At 69.3% G+C, this 20,307-nt stretch carries 20 protein-coding genes; 9 read left to right on the top strand and 11 right to left on the bottom strand.

The window, feature by feature from the left end:
• The 4 genes from ABZO29_RS12235 to ABZO29_RS12220 all read left to right on the top strand — a co-directional run bounded on the left by ABZO29_RS12235 (position 1) and on the right by ABZO29_RS12220 (position 3,842).
• A complete protein-coding gene (locus ABZO29_RS12235) occupies positions 1-723 on the top strand; it encodes an FAD:protein FMN transferase (protein WP_367320202.1) in 723 nt (240 codons plus the stop codon).
• A 154-nt stretch (positions 724-877) separates the two neighbouring features.
• Positions 878-1,189 (top strand): CU044_2847 family protein, encoded by a 312-nt coding sequence (locus tag ABZO29_RS12230; protein WP_367320201.1) that lies wholly within the window; start codon positions 878-880, stop codon positions 1,187-1,189.
• On the top strand, positions 1,186-2,007 hold the full coding sequence (locus ABZO29_RS12225; RefSeq protein ID WP_367320200.1) for a serine protease: 822 nt from the start codon (positions 1,186-1,188) through the stop codon (positions 2,005-2,007). The genes ABZO29_RS12230 and ABZO29_RS12225 overlap by 4 nt, the downstream gene beginning before the upstream one ends.
• The gene (locus tag ABZO29_RS12220; protein WP_367320199.1) at positions 2,004-3,842 is read left to right on the top strand and encodes a hypothetical protein; all 1,839 of its coding nucleotides are present in this window, start codon (positions 2,004-2,006) and stop codon (positions 3,840-3,842) included. The genes ABZO29_RS12225 and ABZO29_RS12220 overlap by 4 nt, the downstream gene beginning before the upstream one ends.
• A 54-nt stretch (positions 3,843-3,896) precedes the next feature.
• Here ABZO29_RS12220 and ABZO29_RS12215 read toward each other — a convergent pair whose 3' ends face one another.
• Positions 3,897-5,984, bottom strand: a complete 2,088-nt coding sequence (locus ABZO29_RS12215; RefSeq protein WP_367320198.1) for an ArnT family glycosyltransferase — start codon at positions 5,982-5,984, stop codon at positions 3,897-3,899.
• 54 nt (positions 5,985-6,038) lie between these two features.
• Positions 6,039-6,251, bottom strand: coding sequence for a hypothetical protein (locus ABZO29_RS12210; protein WP_367320197.1), 213 nt, complete (start codon positions 6,249-6,251; stop codon positions 6,039-6,041).
• Between the two features lie 178 nt (positions 6,252-6,429).
• On the opposite strand from ABZO29_RS12210, the gene ABZO29_RS12205 reads away from it, so the two are divergent.
• The 5 genes from ABZO29_RS12205 (at position 6,430) to ABZO29_RS12185 (ending at position 10,410) form a co-directional block, all read left to right on the top strand.
• Complete coding sequence (locus ABZO29_RS12205; RefSeq protein WP_367320196.1) at positions 6,430-6,672, top strand: hypothetical protein; 243 nt, start codon at positions 6,430-6,432, stop codon at positions 6,670-6,672.
• Positions 6,673-6,806: 134 nt separating this feature from the next.
• Entirely contained in the window at positions 6,807-7,937 is a 1,131-nt protein-coding gene (locus ABZO29_RS12200) for an ABC transporter ATP-binding protein (RefSeq protein ID WP_367320195.1), read from the top strand.
• Positions 7,934-8,641 (top strand): ABC transporter permease, encoded by a 708-nt coding sequence (locus tag ABZO29_RS12195; RefSeq protein ID WP_367320194.1) that lies wholly within the window; start codon positions 7,934-7,936, stop codon positions 8,639-8,641. Before ABZO29_RS12200 ends, ABZO29_RS12195 begins: the two co-directional genes overlap by 4 nt.
• Positions 8,638-9,306: an ABC transporter permease gene (locus ABZO29_RS12190; protein WP_367320193.1), complete on the top strand. Its 669-nt coding sequence runs from the start codon at positions 8,638-8,640 to the stop codon at positions 9,304-9,306. Before ABZO29_RS12195 ends, ABZO29_RS12190 begins: the two co-directional genes overlap by 4 nt.
• 144 nt (positions 9,307-9,450) lie before the next feature.
• On the top strand, positions 9,451-10,410 hold the full coding sequence (locus tag ABZO29_RS12185) for an ABC transporter substrate-binding protein (protein WP_367320192.1): 960 nt from the start codon (positions 9,451-9,453) through the stop codon (positions 10,408-10,410).
• Between the two features lie 89 nt (positions 10,411-10,499).
• Here the strand turns inward: ABZO29_RS12185 and ABZO29_RS12180 are convergent, their stop codons facing one another.
• The 9 genes from ABZO29_RS12180 to ABZO29_RS12140 form a co-directional block, all read right to left on the bottom strand.
• The gene (locus ABZO29_RS12180; protein WP_367320191.1) at positions 10,500-11,888 is read right to left on the bottom strand and encodes a glycoside hydrolase family 43 protein; all 1,389 of its coding nucleotides are present in this window, start codon (positions 11,886-11,888) and stop codon (positions 10,500-10,502) included.
• Between the two features lie 200 nt (positions 11,889-12,088).
• Positions 12,089-12,685: an ATP/GTP-binding protein gene (locus tag ABZO29_RS12175; RefSeq protein ID WP_367320190.1), complete on the bottom strand. Its 597-nt coding sequence runs from the start codon at positions 12,683-12,685 to the stop codon at positions 12,089-12,091.
• Entirely contained in the window at positions 12,672-13,031 is a 360-nt protein-coding gene (locus ABZO29_RS12170; protein WP_367320189.1) for a DUF742 domain-containing protein, read from the bottom strand. Before ABZO29_RS12170 ends, ABZO29_RS12175 begins: the two co-directional genes overlap by 14 nt.
• Before the next feature lies 1 nt (position 13,032).
• The gene (locus tag ABZO29_RS12165; RefSeq protein ID WP_367320188.1) at positions 13,033-13,464 is read right to left on the bottom strand and encodes a roadblock/LC7 domain-containing protein; all 432 of its coding nucleotides are present in this window, start codon (positions 13,462-13,464) and stop codon (positions 13,033-13,035) included.
• Between the two features lie 14 nt (positions 13,465-13,478).
• A complete protein-coding gene (locus ABZO29_RS12160) occupies positions 13,479-15,908 on the bottom strand; it encodes a nitrate- and nitrite sensing domain-containing protein (RefSeq protein ID WP_367320187.1) in 2,430 nt (809 codons plus the stop codon).
• A 189-nt stretch (positions 15,909-16,097) separates the two neighbouring features.
• A complete protein-coding gene (locus tag ABZO29_RS12155; protein WP_367320186.1) occupies positions 16,098-17,114 on the bottom strand; it encodes a substrate-binding domain-containing protein in 1,017 nt (338 codons plus the stop codon).
• A 528-nt stretch (positions 17,115-17,642) separates the two neighbouring features.
• On the bottom strand, positions 17,643-18,446 hold the full coding sequence (locus ABZO29_RS12150; RefSeq protein ID WP_367320185.1) for an SAM-dependent methyltransferase: 804 nt from the start codon (positions 18,444-18,446) through the stop codon (positions 17,643-17,645).
• Positions 18,447-18,729: 283 nt separating this feature from the next.
• Positions 18,730-19,170 carry a DUF6114 domain-containing protein gene (locus ABZO29_RS12145; protein ID WP_367320184.1) on the bottom strand — a complete coding sequence of 147 codons (441 nt, stop codon included), beginning with the start codon at positions 19,168-19,170 and terminating at the stop codon, positions 18,730-18,732.
• The gene (locus ABZO29_RS12140; protein ID WP_367326115.1) at positions 19,167-19,874 is read right to left on the bottom strand and encodes a DUF6230 family protein; all 708 of its coding nucleotides are present in this window, start codon (positions 19,872-19,874) and stop codon (positions 19,167-19,169) included. Before ABZO29_RS12140 ends, ABZO29_RS12145 begins: the two co-directional genes overlap by 4 nt.
• Between the last annotated feature and the right edge of the window lie 433 nt (positions 19,875-20,307).

Genomic DNA, 20,307 nt, shown 5'->3' with positions numbered 1-20,307 from the left:
GTGCACCGCGTCGAACACGTCATGGGGTTCCCCGTCTCGCTGCGGGTCGACGACGAGGACGACTTCGGCGCGGCGGCGGACGCCGTGTTCGCCTGGCTGCGCGAGGTCGACGAGCGGTTCAGCCCGTTCAAGGCGGACAGCGAGGTGTCGCGGCTGGACCGCGGAGAGATCGACCGGGTGAGCCCGGATCTCGCCGAGGTCCTCGACCTCTGCGAGCGCTACCGGGTCGCTACCGGCGGCGCCTTCGACGTACGGCTGCCGGGGCGGGGCCTGGACCCCTGCGCGATCGTCAAGGGCTGGTCGGTCCAGCGCGCGGCCGAGCTGCTGACGGCGGCCGGCGCACGGCGGTTCTGCCTCAACGCCGGGGGCGACGTGGTCGTCTCCGGCGGCCCCTGGCGCGTGGGCGTACGCCACCCCGAACAGGCCGACAGGCTCTGCACCGTCCTCGACCTCACCGACGGCGCGATCGCCACCTCCGCCCGGTACGAACGCGGCGACCACATCATCGACGGCCGCACCGGACGTCCGGCCACCGGGCTCCTCAGCATCAGCGTCGTCGCCCCGACACTGACGGAGGCGGACGCGGTGGCGACGGCGGCGTTCGCGATGGGCGCCGAGGGCGTGCAGTGGGCCGCCGGGCGGCAGGGTTGCGAGGTGTTCGCCGTGGACGCGGACCGCCAGGTGCGGCGCACGGAGGGGTTTCCCGTGGCGGTCGCCGGCTGATCCACTCCGCCGGCCGTCGGTGCCCGGCGTCCTGCCCGCGCTGAGCCTCGGGCAGGGGTGAATTCGTGCGGAATCGGTCGCGGTCCCAGGCTCCAACTGGCTACGCTGCCAAGGCTGATTGAGTGCGACAGCACCATGTGCTCGGGGGACACATATGGCCGAAATCCGCGTCGAGACAGTTGCTTTGGACGCTGCCGGGAGTCGGCAGATCGCGAGTCGTACGCGGACCAGTGCGCCCCTGGCCGACCGGGCGGCCGAGCTGGAGCAGGCCATCGTGCAGGCCTCGGCCATCGCCCAGAGGTCTCTGTCCCAGGTCCCGCGCCGCGACGGCTGGCAGGTGACCAGCATGGAGGTGACCTTCGGGCTGACGCTCGCCGCGGAAGCCGGGGTGATCCTGTCCAAGGCGTCGGCCGAGGCGTCCTTCGAAGTCAGCCTCACTGTCGAGCGGGTCCCGGAGACGTCGTGAGCGCCACGGGCTACTGGGTCGAGCTGTACGAGTCCCAACAGCGGCTCGGCGGCGGGTTCTTGCTGACGCGCCGCTATGTGCTCACGGCACTCCACTGCCTGCGCGGTATGACAGCCCTGGACGAGCGAGTGGACGTCGTTCTGGAAGACGGCACACGTCTCGCCGGCCAGGTGTGCCAGCGCGACCGGCACGCCGACCTCGCTCTCGTCATGATCCTCGGCTCGTACGGCGTCACAGCCTCGATCCCACGTTCCGGTAAAGCCCACAGCGGCGACGCCTGGCACGGGCCGTACCGCCCCGCGAGGACGGAGGCACATCTGCGGGGTCAGGTCGACCACGGCGCGACGGAATACGTCTCCGAGAGCGGGGCACGGATCCAGGCACTCCAGCTGACGGCGTATCAACTCCTGGGTGACTACTCCGGATACTCCGGAGGCCCAGTGGTCAAAGGGGCACCGGACGATCAAGCTCCCTTGGTCGTCGGCATCCTCCTGGAGCAGATGCCGGACCGGGCTGCCGCAGATCGCGCGGCGAACGTTCTCTTCGCCGCCACCATCGGGGAGGCCGTGCGGCGCTTCGACCACTTCGATGTCGGGCACCTGATGGACGAGGTCCATCCAGCCAGTTCGCAGGCCGGCGACAGTGGGCAGGTCAAGGACAGGTCCATGCAGGCGGCGGTGAGTTCGGTGGAGTTGTGGTTCGACATGCTCGACAAGTGGGCGGCGCGCCAATGGCTCGACGCGTCACAGGTCTCTGAGCTGAGGTTCTTGGCCGCCAAGAAAGCCATCGAACGTCAGTTGGGCGGTGACGTGGCATGACCGACCTCTGGCGCCAGGCGATCACCAGCGCCGAGGGTGCCTTGCGCGGCAGCTCCGCGGACCGGCAGCGCCTCGAGGCCGTCACAGCCGAACTGCGCGGTGACGCACAACTGCCGCACCGTCCCGGGCTCGGCAAGGACGTCGCGTACCTCTCGGCCCTCCTCGAAGCACTCGGACTGGCCAAGGAGGCCCGCGCACTGCTGGAGCACGTGGCGTCTCGCGTGATGTTCGACCCGGAAGCGCTGTCACTGCCCATGGAGGTCCGGAACGAACTGGCGGTCGCCCTCGCGGACCGCGGAGAACTCTCGGCAGCGATCACCATTCTGTCAACAGCTGTCGTCCAGGGCACACATGACCTGGCCGACCGGTCGCCGGACGGCGTCGAGGCCCGCACGCTGGCGAATCTGGCGGCCCTCAAACTGCGCCTCGGTGATCTCACCGGCGCCAGGAACGCCGCTCGACAGGTCGACCTCGGCCCTGACGCCCCCGACAGCGCCTCACCCGATCACCTCGAGACCCGGCTGCTGACCGAATCGGTACTGGTCGAGGTGGCCCGTCGCCAGGGCGACGACACCTCGGCAGACGAGCTGGTGAACACACTGGCCCTCACCGCACGGCGGTTGGTGCGCCATCGCGGTCCTGATCATCCCGCCTCGCTGTCGGCCCTGATCACCCTCGCGCGCGCCGAATTCGCCTCGGCGCTCGCGGCAGGCGATCAGGAACGGCTGGAGAGGTCGGCCGACGTGCTGGACATCGCGGCTCAAAAGGCGTCCGCGACGCTCGGTCCGCACCATCCCCTGGCACAGTCGGCGCTGTTCAACCTCGCCCTGGCGGAACTCGACGCCCCCCACGCCACGGGAGGCCAAGGGCACGTCGAAGAAGCCGAAGCCCTGCTCCAGGCGAGGCAGAGACTCACGCCTCCACCGGCGACGCACGCGCCCGCTGTACCAGAGGACGGTTCAGTGGCCTTCGTGCGGACACCCCTGCGACTCCCTGATTCGGCGCGACGCCTGAGGAAACTGCCGGCCGTGGTACGGCTCCACTGCCGCACCGACCTCGAGGAGGTCGCCGCGGCGATGCGCAGGGCCCAGGTCGATGCCGAGACCTTTGCCCACGTGCTGGCCGGCACCGTTGTTCTCGACCGTCCGGATCCCCGCGTTCTCAAGCGTGAACTCCTCCGCGAGTTCGTCCAGGACCTGGTCCGTGACCGAGCTGTCGCCCTCGACCCCGGACTTGTGCGCAACCAGGGGCTCGTTCGTGTTCTGGAGCACGGTCGCTCCCTCGGACGCGCGCAGTCCACCGTCCGTAATCTCTCGCTCGACCTGGCCGAGAAACTCCTGGAGGCGGTCAAGGTCTCCCGGGACCGGATCCGTGCCCGCGTCCTCGATCTGGCCTCCGACCTGGTGCGCGCGCTCGATCGGGATCTGGCGCTCGAACTCGCCCTGACTCTCGACGCCGACCTCGCATCCGACCTGGTTCGCGTCTTCGACGGAGTTCTCGACCTCGATCACGTCCTCGATCTGACACGCGACCTCGACCTCGACGTCGTTCTCGACCGAATTCGAGTCCGTTCCCTCGACCTTGCCCAAGCCCTCGCTGACGCCCAACAGGAATTCGAGGAACTGGCGAGCAGTTTCGAAGGAGCGGATCTCGAGTACGCGGACAATCTCGGTACAGCAAGGCTGGGCGGACTGCGCTGGAACGAGCAGACCCGCTGGCCGACGTGGTTGGCCGGAAGGATCCGGCGTTCCTCCCACGAGGCATCGCCCGGGGTGTTCGTCGTCGACCCCGCGTGGTCGGGCGAAGCAGCCAGATCACCCGGAGCGGGCATGTAGAAAGGGCGGGCCCCGGTGAAACCGGGGGCCCGCCCTTTCACTCGACGGGAGTTCTCAGCTGACGTCGGAGGCGTCCAGGCGATACAGGCCGCTGTAGTCGCTCACGGCCGTGCCGTTCTCCTCGACCCAGCTGGTGATCTCGGAGTTCGAGCCCTGTCCGCTGTCGCTGACGACGATGTAGTGGAGCTTGCCCGCCTTCACCAGGCTCTTGAGCTTGGCGAGGGTCATGGCGTTGTCGCTGCCGGACCAGCCGCCCATGGAGATGACGGGCTCGCCGGACTCCAGAATGATCGAGGACGCGGTCTGGTCGGTGGCGACCGCGACGAGCCAGGCGGCGCCGTCCTGGTTCTTCTTCAGATACGTGATCATCTCGGAGGAGACCTGGGTGCCACCGCCCATGCCGCCGGCGCGCTGCTGCGTACCGGACTCGGACTCGCTCGACGAGGAGGACGAGGACGACGAAGAGGAGCCGCTGCCGGACTGGGATTGCCCTGTCGACTGGCTGCTGGAGCTGCCCGGGTTGCCGGAACCGCTCGTGCCGTCGCCGCCGTCCGGGCCGCCGTTGCCGCTCGGGCGCTGGCCGCCGCCGCCCATGCCCCCGGTGTTCGGGCCGGCCGTCGGGTTCGTGCCGTTGGTGGTCGACGTGGCCGCCGACACCGAGTACGCGGCCGGACCGGCCAGCAGGGCGACGATCGCCGCGAGCGAGGCGATCCCGATCAGCCGCTGCCTCTTCGTGAACCGTCCGATCAGCAGCCCGAGCACCGCCGCCGCACCCGCGACCCCGGCCACCACCTCGGCGACCGTGTACAGCGTCCCGGAGCCGGAGACCCGCTGGAGCAGGACGACCGCCCAGACCGTGCTCGCCGCGACGGCGGCCGGCAGCACCCAGCCCCACATCGCCGCCGAACCGTCCCGGAAGGCGCGGTACAGCATCACGCCGCCCGCACCGGCCAGGGCCGCGATGCCCGGGGCCATGGCGGTGACGTAGTACGGGTGGAAGGTGCCCTCGGCGAGGGCGAAGGTCAGGTAGTGGAAGACGAACCAGCCGCCCCACAGCAGCAGGGCCGCGCGCTTGTCGTCGGTACGGGGAGCGCGTCCGCGCAGGACCAGACCCGCGATCAGGGCGATCAGCGCGAACGGGATCAGCCAGGAGATCTGGCCGCCCATGATGTCGTTGAACATCCGGTACAGGCCCGCGTCGCCGCCGAAGTCGGCGCCGTTGCCCTGCGAGCCCACCGACGAACTCGCCCCGAAGATCCGGCCGAAGCCGTTGTAGCCGATGACCAGGTCCCAGACCGTGTTGTCGGTCGAGCCGCCGATGTAGGGGCGGGAGGAGGCGGGGATCAGGTCGACGACCACCATCCACCAGGCGCTGGAGACCACCAGGGCGACCGTGCCGACGGCCAGGTTGCGGATGCGCCGGCCCAGACTGCCCCGAGCGGCCCACAGGTAGACCAGGAAGAACGCGGGCAGGACGACGTACGCCTGCATCATCTTCGTGTTGAACGCGAAGCCGATCGCGACCCCGGACCACACCAGCGGCATCAGCCGGCCGCTGCGCACGGCCTTCATCAGCGCGGCCGCGCCCAGCAGCATCAGGAAGACGAGGATCGGGTCCGGGTTGGTGTCCCGGTTGATGGCGACGGTGATCGGGGTGAGGGTCAGCGCGAGGGCGGAGACGATGCCCGCCACGGGGCCGAAGTCCCGCTTGACCATCCGGTACAGCAGGGCCACCGTGCCCGTGCCGGCCGCGACCATCGGCAGCATCAACTGCCAGGTGCCGTACCCGAAGACGCGGGCGGACAGGCCCATCACCCACAGCGCGAACGGCGGTTTGTCGACGGTGATGAAGCTGCCGGAGTCGAGGGCGCCGAAGAAGAACGCCTTCCAGCTCTTGGTGCCGCTGTAGACGGCCGCGTTGTAGAAGGTGTTGCCGGTGATCGAGGAGAGGTTCCAGGCGTACAGGGCCGTGGCCAGGACCAGGACCGCGCACAGGGCGGGGCGGGCCCAGCGCGGGTCCTCGGGGGCGCCGGTGAACAGTCTCCGCGTACGGGCTGCGAGGCCGCCGTCGGCCGGAGGTTCGGCCCGGTGCCGGGACGCGTCGTCCTGGACGGGCGCGGGGGGTGGGGCGAGGGTCGTCATGACGTGTACTCCAGGTGGGTGTTCGCCCCGATGGGCAGGACGTCGGCGGTGGTGTTACGGGCGGAGGGCACCTGCGGGGCGGTGTCCTCGATGTACGGCCAGGGACCGGAAGACGTCGGCGCGTACGGCCTCGAAGCCGCGCTGTGCGTCGGAGAAGCAGGCGGCGAGGCCGAACTTCAGCGGCAGGAAGCCGTGTGCCGCGTTGTGGACCGGCGCCACGGTCTCGACCGACCGCTGCCGGGCGCCTCCCGCGTTCGTTTCGCTCATGGCAGTGACGATCGGGGGCGTGTCTGGGGGATCTCTGAGCCGCTTCTGAGGGGAGGGTGAGAATCAGCGGACTCACAGCTTGTGCACAGCGGAGGCGGTGCGGACTCCCAGGGTGCGGCGCGTCGGGAGCGGCGAAAACGCTTGGACCGGTGCGAAGTCCGCGTGATCCACTGCGGTCATGAGTCTGACGAGCGAGGTCGTCCTCTCACGGGACGACGGCGACATCGACATCCTGGTCGGGGAGAAGGACGGCCGGCCCGACGGTGTGGACCTGGCCGGACCGGAGTCGTGGCGTACCGGGGTGTGGGGATCGCAGACGATCCGCCGGGTCGGCGCGCTCCACATCACCGGCCGCCTGAACGGCGTCGAGGCGAGCGCGCACTACGCACAGCGTCTCGGCGGAGGGCTGCTGATGTGGTGACGGTCCAGTCAGGCCCCGTTTCGTCCATCGGAAGGCCCGCAGCACGACAGGTCTAGACTCTCCCCGCAACGGCCCGCTGACGACGGCCGGGAGAGCGGGCCGGACTCTGCCCGACCCGAAGGGTGTTCGGCGTTTTGATACGGATAGATTCAGTCACGAAACGGTACCCGGACGGCACGGTCGCGGTCGACCGGCTCTCCCTCGAGATACCGGACCGCTCGATAACCGTCCTCGTCGGTCCGTCGGGCTGCGGCAAGACGACGACCCTGCGCATGATCAACCGGATGATCGAGCCGAGCGAGGGCACCATCCTCCTCGACGGCAAGGACATCCAGCAGCAGCCGGTCAACACCCTGCGCCGGTCGATGGGTTACGTCATCCAGAACGCCGGGCTCTTCCAGCACCGCACGATCGTCGACAACATCGCCACCGTGCCCCGCCTGCTCGGCTGGAGCAAGGACAAGGCCCGCGCCCGGGCCGCGGAGCTGATGGAGCGGGTGGGCCTCGACGCCTCGCTCGCCAAGCGGTACCCCTACCAGTTGTCCGGCGGCCAGCAGCAGCGCGTGGGCGTGGCGCGGGCCCTCGCCGCGGATCCGCCGGTGCTGCTGATGGACGAGCCGTTCTCGGCCGTCGACCCCATCGTGCGCAAGGGACTGCAGGACGAACTCCTCAGAATCCAGGAGGAGTTGGGCAAGACCATCGTCTTCGTGACGCATGACATCGACGAGGCGGTGAAGCTGGGCACGATGGTCGCCGTGATGCGCGTCGGCGGCCACCTCGCCCAGTTCGCGCCGCCCGCCGAGCTGCTGTCCGATCCCGCGGACGAGTTCGTGGAGGATTTCCTCGGTGCGGACCGCGGCATCCGGCGGCTGTCCTTCTTCCCGGCCGCCGGGCTGGAGTTGCTGACCTCCCCGATCGTCGCCGTCGACGCCTCCGCCGAGCAGATCGCCGCGCGCGGCGGCCCCGACGTGCCCTACCTCCTCGTCACGGATGCCGAGGGCAGGCCCCTCGGCTGGTCCGAGCCGCGCGACCTGACGGCGGGGGAGATCGCGGCGGACCGGCTCCTTCCGCACGGGCGGCCGTTCGTGCCCGGCAGGGACTCGCTGCGGGCCGCCCTCGACTGCGCCGTCCTCTCACCCACGGGGTGGGCCGTCGCGGTGGACGGGGACGGCAGGGCGACGGGCGTGATCTCGCAGCAGACCATCGGCGAGGCCATCCGCGGCGCCCACGCAGACGGACGTACGGACGCCAAGGTGGCCGGATGAGCGGCTTCTTCGACATCCCCAGCGACCTCCAGCACAGCTGGCTCGGCCTGATCGGACTGCATCTGCGGGAGGCTCTGCTGCCGGTGCTGGCCGGGCTGGTGATCTCGCTGCCGCTGGCCCAGCTGTGCGTGCGCTTCCGCTGGCTGTACCCGCCGGTGCTGTGGGTGACGACCGTGCTGTACGCCATCCCCTCGCTGGCCTTCTTCGTCCTCCTCATCGACTACACCGGCCAGACCGAGCTCACGGTCATGATCCCGCTCACCGTCTACAGCCTCGTCGTCCTGGTCCCGGCGATCGTCGACGGCGTCCGCTCGGTTCCGCAGGAGACCCTTGCCGCCGCGACGGCCATGGGCTTCGGGCCCGTACGCCGTTACGTCCAGGTCCAATTGCCGATCGCGGTGCCCGCGATCATCGCCGGGTTGCGCGTGGCGACCGTTTCGAGCATCTCACTTGTCAGCGTCGGCACCCTCATCGGCAACCAGGGCGCCCTCGGCAACCTGCTCAACGACGCCAACATCTACAACCGGCCCGAACTCGCCGTGAACGCCGTGCTCACCATGGCCGTCCTGGCAATGCTCACGGACGGCCTGCTGGTCGGCGTACGCCGCCTGCTGACGCCGTGGATGCCGCGCCGGGCGGGCACCGAACCGAAGGCCGGCCGGCCCGAGCCGGTCGCAGCAGCCTTGGAGGACGCAGCCCGGTGAACCTGCTCCACTTCATCAGCGCGTTCTTCGGCGACAGTGCCCACTGGCACGGCTACGACGGTGTCCCCACGCGTGTGGCGGAACACGCCCGGTACACCCTGGAAGCGCTCGCCCTGGCCGCCGCGATCGGGCTGCCGGTCGGCCTGCTCACCGGTCACTACGGGCGCGGCGGCAACGTCCTGTCCCTGATCGCCACCGCCGGGCGGGCCCTGCCCACCTTCGGCCTGCTGGTGCTGATGACCCTGCTCCTGGGGTTCGGCCTGGTGAACGTGATGATCCCGCTGGTCGTCCTCGCCGTCCCGCCGATCCTGGTGACCACCTACGAGGCGATGCGCTCCGTTGACCCGTCGCCGGTGGACGCCGCGCGGGGGATGGGCATGAGTGAGGCCGGGGTGCTGTTCCAGGTCGAACTGCCGGCGGCGCTCCCGCTGATCCTCAGCGGCCTGCGCTCGGCCGCCATCCAGATCGTCTCCACGGCCACCATCGCCGCGTACGTCAGCCTCGGCGGCCTCGGCCGCTACATCGTCGACGGCCTCTACCAGCGCAACTACGAGAAGGTGGTGGGCGGCGCGACCCTGGTGGCCGCCATGGCCCTCGCGACGCTGGCGGTGTTCTGGGCGGTGGGCCGGGTCGCGGTGTCGGCGGGGGTGCGCAGGAGCAACTAGCTTCCCCCTACGCACGGATCGAGGCCAATCGGTGACCTGGCCGCCCTTGACTGACCGAAAGGGCCCTGGATTGGATCAGGCCAGAGTTGTCCTTGTTCGAGCCGGAGTTCTCCTCAACACAACCCCAAGAGCGGAACGGGAATCGTGACTTATACCGCCCACACCCGCAGGTCCATCCGGAACCACTCTGGCGCGGCGGCCGTCGCGCTCGCCGCGACGACGGCCCTGCTGGCGGGCTGTTCCTCCTCCGACAACACGTCCGAAGACCCGCTCTCGGGAGGCAAGGCGGACGGCAAGACCGTCGTCGTGGGCTCCAACAACTTCGCCGAGAGCATCCTGATCGCCGACATCTACGGCGAGGCCCTGAAGGCCAAGGGCATCAAGGTCACCTACAAGCCCAACATCGGCAGCCGCGAGACGACCTACGGTCTGCTGAAGAACGGCTCGATCACCGTCCTGCCGGAGTACAACGGCGCGCTGCTGGCCTACCTCGACAAGAAGGCCGCGCCGAAGACGGTCGAGGCGACGACCGCCGCGATCAACGCCAAGCTCGACTCCGAGCTGGAGCTGCTCGAGCCGGCGTCCGCGCAGGACAAGGACTCCGTCACGGTCAACGCCGAGACCGCGAAGAAGTACAACCTGACCTCCGAGTCCAGCATCGGGGACCTCAAGGACATCGCGAAGGACCTGGTCATCGGCGCCTCGCCGGAGTTCCAGACCCGGCAGCAGGGCCTGCTGGGCCTGAAGTCGGTGTACGGCCTGGAGTTCAAGTCCTTCAAGGCACTGGACGCCGGCGGTCCGCTGACCCAGGCGGCGCTGAAGAAGAACACCGTGCAGGTCGCGGACATCTTCACCACGGACCCGACGATCGAGAAGGAGAAGTTCGTCGTTCTGCAGGACCCGGAGAACCTCTTCGGATTCGAGAACGTGCAGCCGCTCGTGTACAAGAGCGCGCTCTCCCAGGAGGGCGTCGCCGCGCTCAACGCGGTCTCGGCCAAGCTGGACACGAAGGCGCTGCTCGACCTGGACTCCCAGGTGCAGCTCGACAACAAGGACCCGCTCGACGTCGCCAAGGCCTGGCTGAAGTCGGTCGGCCTGGGCTGACGTCCGCGCCCTGGACACACGACACGAACGGACGCGGGTGCCCCCTCCGGGAGGGGGCACCCGCGTCGTCGTCCTCGAGGAACTCCGGCTCAGTAGCCGACGTAGAACGTCGCGTCCTGCTTCTCGGTGGTCGTCGAGATCGGGTCGATGCGCAGGGCGTAGTTCGAGTGGCGGATGTAGCGGGTCGGGAAGTTGTACGACCGGAACGACGACCAGGAGGTGTCGGCCAGGCCCGCGGTCCTGTAGAACGTGGCGTCCGCGGCGAACGTCGACGTGCCGTCGTTCACGTCCAGCTGCAGCGCGTAGTTGTAGTGCCGCAGGTAGCGGGTCGGGAAGTTGACCGACTGGAAGGAGACGCCGGAGCTGTCCGCGAGTCCGGGCACCAGCTTCCACAGCGAGTCCTTGTACGGCTCGATGGGGTACTCGTCGATGCGGCCCGCGTAGTTGGAGTGGCGGACGTAACGGGCCGGGAAGTTGTAGGACTTCAGCCGGTTCCAGGTGGGGGCGCCCCACTTGGCGACGAGGTCGTTGTACTGGGTCGTGGTGATCGTCGTGATGCCGCAGTGCTTGGAGTTGACAGGCTGGGTGTACGTCCGCTGGTCGAGGGCGGTCCAGGTGCCGGCCGACAGGTCGGTGGTCTGCCAGGCGTAGAAGACGCCGTTGGGTGTGTACGTGTCTCCCCAGAGCCAGTAGGTGCTGGACGTCAGGGACTTGACGACGGTCGGGGCCTCGGTGCCGCCGTGCGCCACGCCCGTGCTGAACGGCGTGAAGCTGCCCGGGTTGAGGGAGGTGGAACGGGCGCCCACCAGCGTCTGGTCCTTCTTGAAGTAGAGGTAGTTGACGCCGTTCACACCCACCGTCATGTCGCCGTCGATCACGTCGTACCCGGGGTCGAAGAACACCTGGGGCGCCGAGACCGTGACGAAGTCGGTGGTGTAGTTGACCATGATCACGTTGTGACCGCTGGAGTTGACCGACGAGTAGATGATCGCGTACTGCCCGCGGCCCGCGTCCCAGAAGGCCTCCGGGGCCCAGCTGTGGGTGGTCATGTCGTGCAGCTTCAGCCGGTGGTAGCCGGTGAAGGTGCGCAGGTCGGTCGAGTTCCAGACGTGGATGTACTGGCTGTTGTAGTTCCAGTCGGTGCCCTTGAGGTCGGTGGCGAGCACCACGAACGTCCCGTCCTGCTTGTGCAGGATGAACGGGTCGCGCAGACCGCCGGCGCCCTCGGTGGGCGTGACCACGGGGTTGTTCTGGTTCAGCGGCATCCAGCGCAGCCCGTCCGTGCTGACGGCCAGATGGAGGCCGTAGTCGGTGCCGTCGCCGAGGTTGGTCGATTCGGTGAAGTACCCCATGACGTACGCCGAGTCGGCGGCGTAGGCGGATCCGGCGCCGAGCGTCAGCGCGCCGGTCGCGGCCAGCGGCACGGTCGCCGCCATGCCGAGGAACAGACGGCGGGAGGGGAGCGGTTGGGGGGTCATGTGCTCTCCAGCAAGGGTGCGGGTGACGTACTCGTGGAAGAGTGGAAGAGTGGGTCGATATATCGAACTAAGTTCGGTAGATCGGTCAGAAGGTAGGGATGTGACGCGTGTGCGTCAATCGCACGGTCGGGCTTGGCGGGTTTCCGACGTTCACCTTCGCGCTCGCTGTGCCCCGCCTGTGTGAATCCGCCCCGAACCCCTCACCGGCCCGGTCGAGCGAGCCGACCGCCTCCACTCGCGGCGGCGATCACCCGGTCGATCAGGGCGATCAGCACGTCCCGGGACGACTCCCGCTCCCGCGCGTCGCACAGCAGCACCGGCACACTCTCCGGCAGCGCCAGGGCGTCCTGGATCTCCTCCGGCGTATAGGGGTGCCGCCCGTGGAAGCCGTTGACGCCGACGACGAAGGGGATGTGCCGGCGTTCGAAGAAGTCGATCGCGGCGAAACTGGACTCCGGCCTGCGGACGTCGATCAGGACCACCGCACCCAGGGCACCGATGGCCAGGTCGTTCCACATGAACCAGAACCGCTGCTGGCCGGGCGTGCCGAACAGGTACAGCACCAGGTCGTCGCCGATCGTGATACGGCCGAAGTCCAGGGCCACCGTGGTGGCCCGCTTCTCCTCGATGCCGTCGAGGTCGTCGACGCCCAGGCCGGCGGCGGTCAGCGGCTCCTCCGTGCGCAGCGGAGCGATCTCGCTCACCGAGCCGACCATCGTGGTCTTGCCGACGCCGAATCCCCCGGCGACGAGGATCTTGACCGTGTCGGGTGCGGTGGTGGGGTCAGAGCCGGCCAAGGCCATCCCTCACTTTCTGCAACAGGTCCAGCTCGGGTGCACCGGGGGAAACGGGGTGCGGCGCGCGGACCGTGATCAGGCCCGCCTCCAGCAGATCGCAGAGCATGATCACGACCACGCTCACCGGAAGGTCGAGATGCGCGGCGAGTTCCGCCACCGCGACCGGCTCGGCACACAGCCGCAGCAGCCGTACCTGCTCGGGTTGCGGCCGCGCGACCATGACGGGCGGCGGATCGACCGCGGTCACCGTGGTGATGAGGGTGAAGTCGGAGCGACTGGGCCTGGTCCGTCCACCGGTGAGCGTGAACGGCCGTACGAGCCGGCCCCCCGCGTCGCCTCCGCTCACCTCACTCGCCGTTGCGGACGGCGGGGCCGATACCGGCCCGCGGCGCCGCGCTGAGATGCTCGCCGATCTTCTTCACCAGCATGTTCATCTGGTACGCCACCACGCCGACGTCCGCGCTCGGCCCCGTGAGCACGACGAGGTGCGCACCCGGCCCCGCCGCGGTGAGGATCAGATAGCTGTTGGCCATCTCGATGAGCGCCTGACGCACCGGGCCGCCCCGGAAGTCCATGCTCACGCCCTTGCTGAGGCTCATCAGACCGGACGCGGTCGCTGCGAGACGTTCGGCGTCGTCGCGCAGGAAACCGGTGGACTTGCTGACCACCAGGCCGTCGTCGGAGAGCACGACGGCCTGGTTCACGTCGGCGACCCGGTCCACGAGTCCGGTCAGCAGCTGGTCGAGCTGGGTGTTCGTGGCGGGGATGGGGCGTGTCATGGCAGTGTCCTTCATCAGCTGTCGGCGGGCGGTGTCGGGGTCTGGGACGCGTCGGCGGCGCGGAGGGGCGGTCCCGGCTCCCGAGGCGCGGGCACCTCCTCCGCGTCGTATGCGCCGTCGTCGGATGCGTCGTCGTCACGGGCCTGGAACGTGCCGCGCTGGAATCCGGCGAGGGAGGAGGCCGCACGCTCCGCGGTGAACTCGTCGAGGAAGTCGTCCTCCTTGGCGGGCGCCACCTCCTCACGCAGCTCGGCGACCAGGCTGGTCTGCGGCACGCGACGGGGCAGCGGGGTGAGCCCTCCCCCACTCTCGGCTCCGCTCGAGCCGGGGGACACCCATGGCCGGGCAGCGGGGGCGGGGACGACGGCGGACGTCCGGGCGGGGACGGCCGGTCGGGACTCCCGGGCGGGCGGTTCGGCGTCGGGCTCGTCGGCCGTGAGCGCGGGGGCACCGGGGGCCGTCGCTGCGGAGGAGTCGAGCGTCTTCGAGGTCATGGCGCCGGAGGTCGTCGCGGGCGCGTCCCGGACCACGATCTCGTGCGGGATCAGCACGATCGCCGTGGTCCCGCCGTACGGCGAGGGGCGCAGCGTCACCGCGATGCCGTGCCGGGTGGCGAGGCGGGCGATCACGAACATACCGAGCCGGAGGTCGTCCGCCAGGGCCACCACGTCGAACTTCGGCTCCACCGCCAACTGGGCGTTGAACGAGGCGTAGTCCTCCTCGGACAGTCCCAGGCCGCGGTCCTCGATCTCGATGGCCAGGCCCTTGGCGACCATCGCGGCCCGCACCCCCACCGGGCTGGGCGCCGGGGAGTACGCGGTCGCGTTGTCGATGAGCTCGGCCAGCAGATGGATCACGTCCGCCACCGCGGGCGGGGCGAGAGACACCTCCTCCTCGGTGTGCACCTCCACCCGCTGGTACTCGGCGACCTCGCCGACGGCGCTGCGCAGGATGTCGATCAGCGCGACCGGTTCGCTCCAGCTGCGGCCGGGGCGCTCGCCGCTGATGATGACGAGGTTCTCCTCGTAGCGGCGCAACTGGCTCGCGGTGGAGTCCAGTTCGTACAGGCCCTTGAGCACATCGGGGTCCTGGTGCTCGCGCTCCAGCGCGTCGAGCTTGCTCAGCTGCAGGTTGACCAGGTTCTGGCTCTGCCGGGCGATGCCCAGGATCACCTTCTGGAAGCCGCGCCGGGTGTCGGCGAGTTCGACGGCGGTGTGCACGGCCGTACGCTGGGCGGTGTTGAACGCCTTCGCCACCTGGCCGAGTTCGTCGTGCCCGTAGTCCAGCGGCGGCGTCGCCGACTCGACGTCGACCTTCTCGCCCCGGTCGAGGCGGGCGACCACATCGGGCAGCCGCTCCTGCGCCAGGCCGAGCGTGGCCATCCGCAGGCCGCGCAGCCGGCGGGACAGGGAGCGGGTGATCCGCCAGGACATGCCGACGCACAGCAGCAGCGCGACGAGCCCGCCCGTGCTCAGGGCGGCCGCCTTGACCAGCAGCGCGCGTGATTCGTCGGCGCTGCGCTGGAGCAGCGCGGTCGTCTGCTGCCGGATGAGGGCCTCGTACTCACCGGACACCTTGATCAGTGCGGCCCGCCACTGCTTCTGCACGTCCGGCAGGGCGATCTTCGGCTGGTGGCCGGCCGACGCCCGGGCCGCGAGCACCTTGTTCTCGATCGACACGATGGTCTGCCACTCGGGGCTCTGCAGGATCCTTTCGGTCTGCGCCTTCGCGTCGCCGGTCAGCGAGGGGAGGATCTGGTCCTGCACGACCCAGCGGCGCGCCGTCACCAGCTCGGCGAAGGCGGACCACGTCTTCTCGTCCATGTGGCCGGCCGGACCGGCCAGGGTGAGCTGCGTGTCCTCCTCCGAGACCAGCTCGGCCGCGTGCTCGAGGGCGACGAGCGGCCCCGCCTGCGAGGTGAGGTCGCCGTCGTCGACCTGGGACAGCTCCTGGAAGGCGTGGATCTGGTCGTCGATGATCGACGTGTACTGGTCCAGTGCCTGTGCCGTGGTGATGTTGGTCGGGTTGTCGATCTGGCCGCGGTAGTACTCGAGGCTGGCCACCGAGGCGACGACCGAGTACAGCCGGTCCTTGATGCGGGAGGGCGCCTGCTGGATGGCGTCGGCCCTGTCGACCAGCTTCGCCACCGCCTCGTCGGTCTTCTTCCGCTGCGCGTCCAGGGCGGCCCGGGAACCGCCCCGCGAGGCGACCCAGACGGCCGACAGACTGCGCTCCTGCTGCAGCGCGAGCGTCGCCTCCGTGCCCATGGCACCGGTCGACCGGCTCAGCTCGGTCTGCGCACGCAGCCGTAGCCCCTCCGAGAACATCTGGATCGTCGTCACACCCCACATGGCGGTGAGCGTGACGCTGGGCACCAGCGCCAGGAGGATCAGGGAGAGACGTATGGAGCCGAGACGGCGCCTGGCACCTGTCCGTGGAGACATCGGGGTCCTAGTGCGATCAGCGGGGTCAGCGGGGGGTTGGGGAGCGCGGAACCGGGATGGGGGACGAGCGCGGGGGGTGACTGCGTGTCCGGTACGGCACAAGGGATGCGCAGGATGTTATCCGTACAAGTGACCGCACGGACCCTGCGTAACCGAATCTTTGGTGACACCACCTGCTGACGCGTCCCGTCAGCGGGTGCCGTTGGCGGCGAACTTCGCGATCGCGGCGACATTCGACTTCGTGACGAACGCCGGGCCGGTGAGCACGGGGGCCACACCGCCGCCGCTGATGTTGCCGTTGGTCCGGTACAGCCAGATCGCGTCCACCGCGAGATAGCCCTGCAGGTACGGCTGCTGGTCCACAGCGAACTGCACGTCGCCGCTCCGGATCGCCTCGACCAGGTCCTTGTTGAGGTCGAAGGTCGCGACGTGGGCCTTGCCGCCCGCGGCCTTCGCCGACTTCACGGCCGCGAGCGCGAACTGCGCGCCCATCGTGACGACCTCGTCGATGCTCGGGTCCTGCTCCAGGCTCGCCTCGACCGCCGCGGTCGTCGCGTCCATGTCGGTGCCGTCCACGTAGAGCATCTCGGTCTCGCCGGTGAACGTCTTCTTCACGCCCGCGCAGCGCGCCTCCAGGGCGACGTTGCCGCGCTCGTGGATGACGCAGAGGGCGTGCTTGGCCTTGAGGTCGTTCAGCTTGTCGCCGACGGACCGGCCCGCGACGCTCTCGTCCTGGCCGAAGTACTCGAGCAGGCCGTCGGACTGCCACGCGTCGATGCCGGAGTTGAGGCCGACGACGGGTATGCCCGCCTTCTTGGCCTCGGTGACCGGGCCCTGCATCGCCTGCGGCTTGGCCAGGGTCACCGCGAGGCCGTCCACCTTGTCGCGGACGGCTTCCCGCACCAGCTCCGCCTGGCCGGCCGCGTCGCCGTCGCTCGCGTACGTCAACTCGATGCCGTCCTTCGCCGCGGCGGCCTCGGCACCCTTGCGGACCAGCTCCCAGAAGGCGTCGCCCTTCCCACCATGGGTGATCAGCGCGACCTTGAGTCCGTCGCCGCCCGCCTTGCCCACCGTTTCCGCGTTCGTGTCCGAATCGGACGACGCACCGCCCAGGACGGAGCAGCCGACCAGGACGAGACAGGCGACAGCCAGGGCCGTGACCCGCACGGTGTGGCGGGTGGCGGGAGGTGGGGGAGGAGTGTTCATCGGGGCGTTGCACCTCGCTGTGCGGCAGAGCAGGAGGACGGGGAGCGCCGCCGGAGCCGGATGCTGTGCACCGGCCGAGAGGCTCTCGCTGGGCGGGAGCCAATCGTGTGTGACCGCCGGTAGTCAAGTGAGCAACCACTTGGAGTGAGTTCCCGCTGCCGCATTGTGATCCGTCGAGGCCCGGAAGGGGAAGGTTTTCCGATGCGAACTGACGAACGGTCAATCGCCCCTGGTCGACGGCGGGTCCCAAGACCGGCGCGCGCCACGGGGCCTGTCCGGCGGATCAAGTCGCTGGGAAGCCGCGGCATCCGTGCAGCGCCGGTGAGCGGGGGCGATGGGGGTGCCCCCGCGCGAGGTTGTTCGAGCGTGGGGGAGCGTGCAGCTGCCAGGCGGAGGAGGGAGTCGAAGCGGAGCGATGGGGGTCCCTCCCGCTCGAGCGGAGTCGAGAGTGGGGGAGACCGACGACAACGCGGCGGATGTGCGTGCCGGGCCCCGCGTCTGCGGCATGATCCGCCGGACAGGCCCTGACTAAGGCTTGCGCGCCACAGCCCCGTACATCGCGATGTCCTCGTCCCGGACGACCTCCGTGCCCGTGCCGTCGGGGTGCCACTTGTGGACCTGGACGATTCCGGGGCCGACCAGGTCGAGGCCCGTGAAGAACTCCCCGGCCTCGGCGAGCGTGCGCAGCCGCATCGGCATGCCGCGGGCCGCGTACTCGCGGGCGACGCGGCCGACCTCCTCCGGCGCGAAGTCGGCGGTGCCGATGGACATCGCCAGGTGGCTGCCCGGGGGGAGGGGGTCGAGGAGGCGGCGCACGATGCCGACGGCGTCGTGTTCGTCGAGCAGGAAGTGCACGATCGCGATGACGGTGAGGGCGACGGGCCTGGTCGGGTCGATGGTCGTACGGAACTCGGGGGCGTCCAGGATGCTCGCCGGATCGAGCATGTCCGCCTCCAGGTAGGCGGTGCGGCCCTCCGGCGTGCTGTTCAGCAGCTCCCGGGACAGCGTCAGGACCAGGGGGTCGTTGTCGACGTAGACGACCCGGGAGTCCGGCGCCGCCTCCTGGGCCATCTCGTGGATGTTCGGCGAGGTGGGGATACCGCTGCCGATGTCGAGGAACTGCCGTATCCCCGCCTCCCGGGCGAGGTGGCGCACGGCGCGGTTCATGAAGTCGCGGTTGGCCCGCATGTGGACGGGCAGAGCGGGCCACTCCCGGCACATGGCGTCCCCGGCTTCCCGGTCCGCCGGGTAATGGTTCTTGCCGCCGATGATGTAGTCGTAAATCCGTGCGGAGTGCGCGGTTTCGGTGTCGATGCGGTCGTTGGCGGTCACATGCGGCTCCCCTCGGGGCGTGGTGTCGATACGCACGACCTTCAACTTCCCATCTGCCGCGGGTTGTTGACGAGAAGCGGGACTTCGTCTTCCGGATTCTTTTGCGCGAGGAAACCGGGCGTCAGTGGAGAGAAAAAGGTTGACGGGGGCGCGCGGTGCCTGGTCGCTGGTCAAGTGGCGGTCCCCGTGGGCGGGGGCGTGATGGCGACGATCTCCGTGCCGTCAGCCGGCGGAGCACGACTGAACCCGGGCAGGTGGCCGCCCGCCCGGGTTCACGGAGCCGTCAGGCCTGCCCCAGTGAGGCGTCCCCGCTCTTGCTGAGGATGTCCCTCTGCTTGCGTCGCTGCCGGCGGCTGACGCGGGGCTCCTGGTCCGGGAGCCAGCCGAACGTCAGGCAGCTGCCTACGGCCCCGAAGAGGAGGCCGATCACGAAGCCGCCGATGTTCGAGGTGAGCCACGTGCCCAGGGAGAGCATGATGCCGATGATCGAGTAGAACAGGCGCTGAGCCGGGTTGAAGAGGATCAGCAGCCCGCAGACCAGCATCAGGGCGGGCAGGAGGTAGCCCGCCAGGCCCTGCATGCCGACGTGCAGGATGACCGGAAGCGGTGCCTTCATGGTCAGCAGGATCTCGGCGCCGCCCAGGGCGAGCAGTACCCCGCCCGCGAAGGGCCGGCGTACCCGCCAGTGCAGGAAGCGACCCTTCCAGTCCTCGAAGCGGTTCACTGCGTGCAACCCTCGCTGCCGAACCGCATGTGCAGGCCCGGAAGCTTGAACACGGCCGCGGTGGACGCGTAGTTGTGCTGGTACAGGTTCTTGATGAGAACCGTGTCCGCCTGCTGGCCGTAGACGCCCGCGGGGCCCTGGACACCGGCCTTGTCGAAGGTGCTGGAGTCGCGGCCGATCTCGATGTTGTTGAACTCGGCGTCGCCCTTGATGTCGTCGGAGTCGATGGTCAGGTTCTCCACGCTCACCGGCGTGGACCCGCTGCCGGCGGTGAGGACGAGCTGGATGCCGCCGAGGTCGACGCTCTGGCAGAGGTTGGTCAGCTTGCCCTTCTTCACCACGGAGGTGACGACCAGGACCTGGCCTCCGGTGTCGCCCTGGTTGGGGCTGTTCTCGATCATGTTGTCCAGTGCGCCGAACTGCTCGAATCCCTGGCCTTCGAGCTTGTCGGCGGTGACCACGAACGGCATGCCGGAGATGGCGAACTGGACACCGAGGGCGCCCTCGGCGGTGAGGATGGCGAGTCCCGCGGCGACCGCGGCGGCCGGCACCGCCATCACCGCGGCGCGGCGCAGCCGGACCCGCCCGCGTCTCTGGGGCCCTCCGGTGCTCCCGGCGGCTGTGGACGCTTCGATTTCGGAACCGCTTTCCGGGTTCTCGGGGGTGTTCTCGGCGGACGAGGCCATGTCTGCTCCCATGGGCATAGTCATGCGGGTTGGGCTTCAGTGGCGCGTTGTCCTGGCGCGGACAGCGGCTGCGGCGCACGTCTCCTCACAACTCCCGGAGGCTGCAAGGGCTTTCGCGGTTACGCAGCAGTAGCCGTCGAGGAAGTTACCGATGGTTACACCCAAGGGTCAAGGGAGTTGTGTAAAAAGGGTGTCGGTTGTGTGCCGCCTGTGGATCACCGGGTTCCCGTAGTTATCCAAAACCACAGGCCGAACACGCGATGAATGCCAACTTCCTTGATCAGCCTTGACGTTGACTGACCATCAGGTCTACAACTCTCCCTGGTTTCCCCGGATCCGTGGCGCCGGATCCGTCACGCGGCCCTGCCGCGCATCCCGGACTTCCCAATCCGCCACGGGCGTGTCGCGCCCCGAATCCCCCCACGGGCTGTTCACGCATCGAGTCCCATCC

Source organism: Streptomyces sp. HUAS ZL42 (assembly GCF_040782645.1).
Taxonomy (GTDB): domain Bacteria; phylum Actinomycetota; class Actinomycetes; order Streptomycetales; family Streptomycetaceae; genus Streptomyces.
Note: the sequence above shows the minus strand (reverse complement) of the source record. Positions and strands in the feature narration are given on the sequence as shown.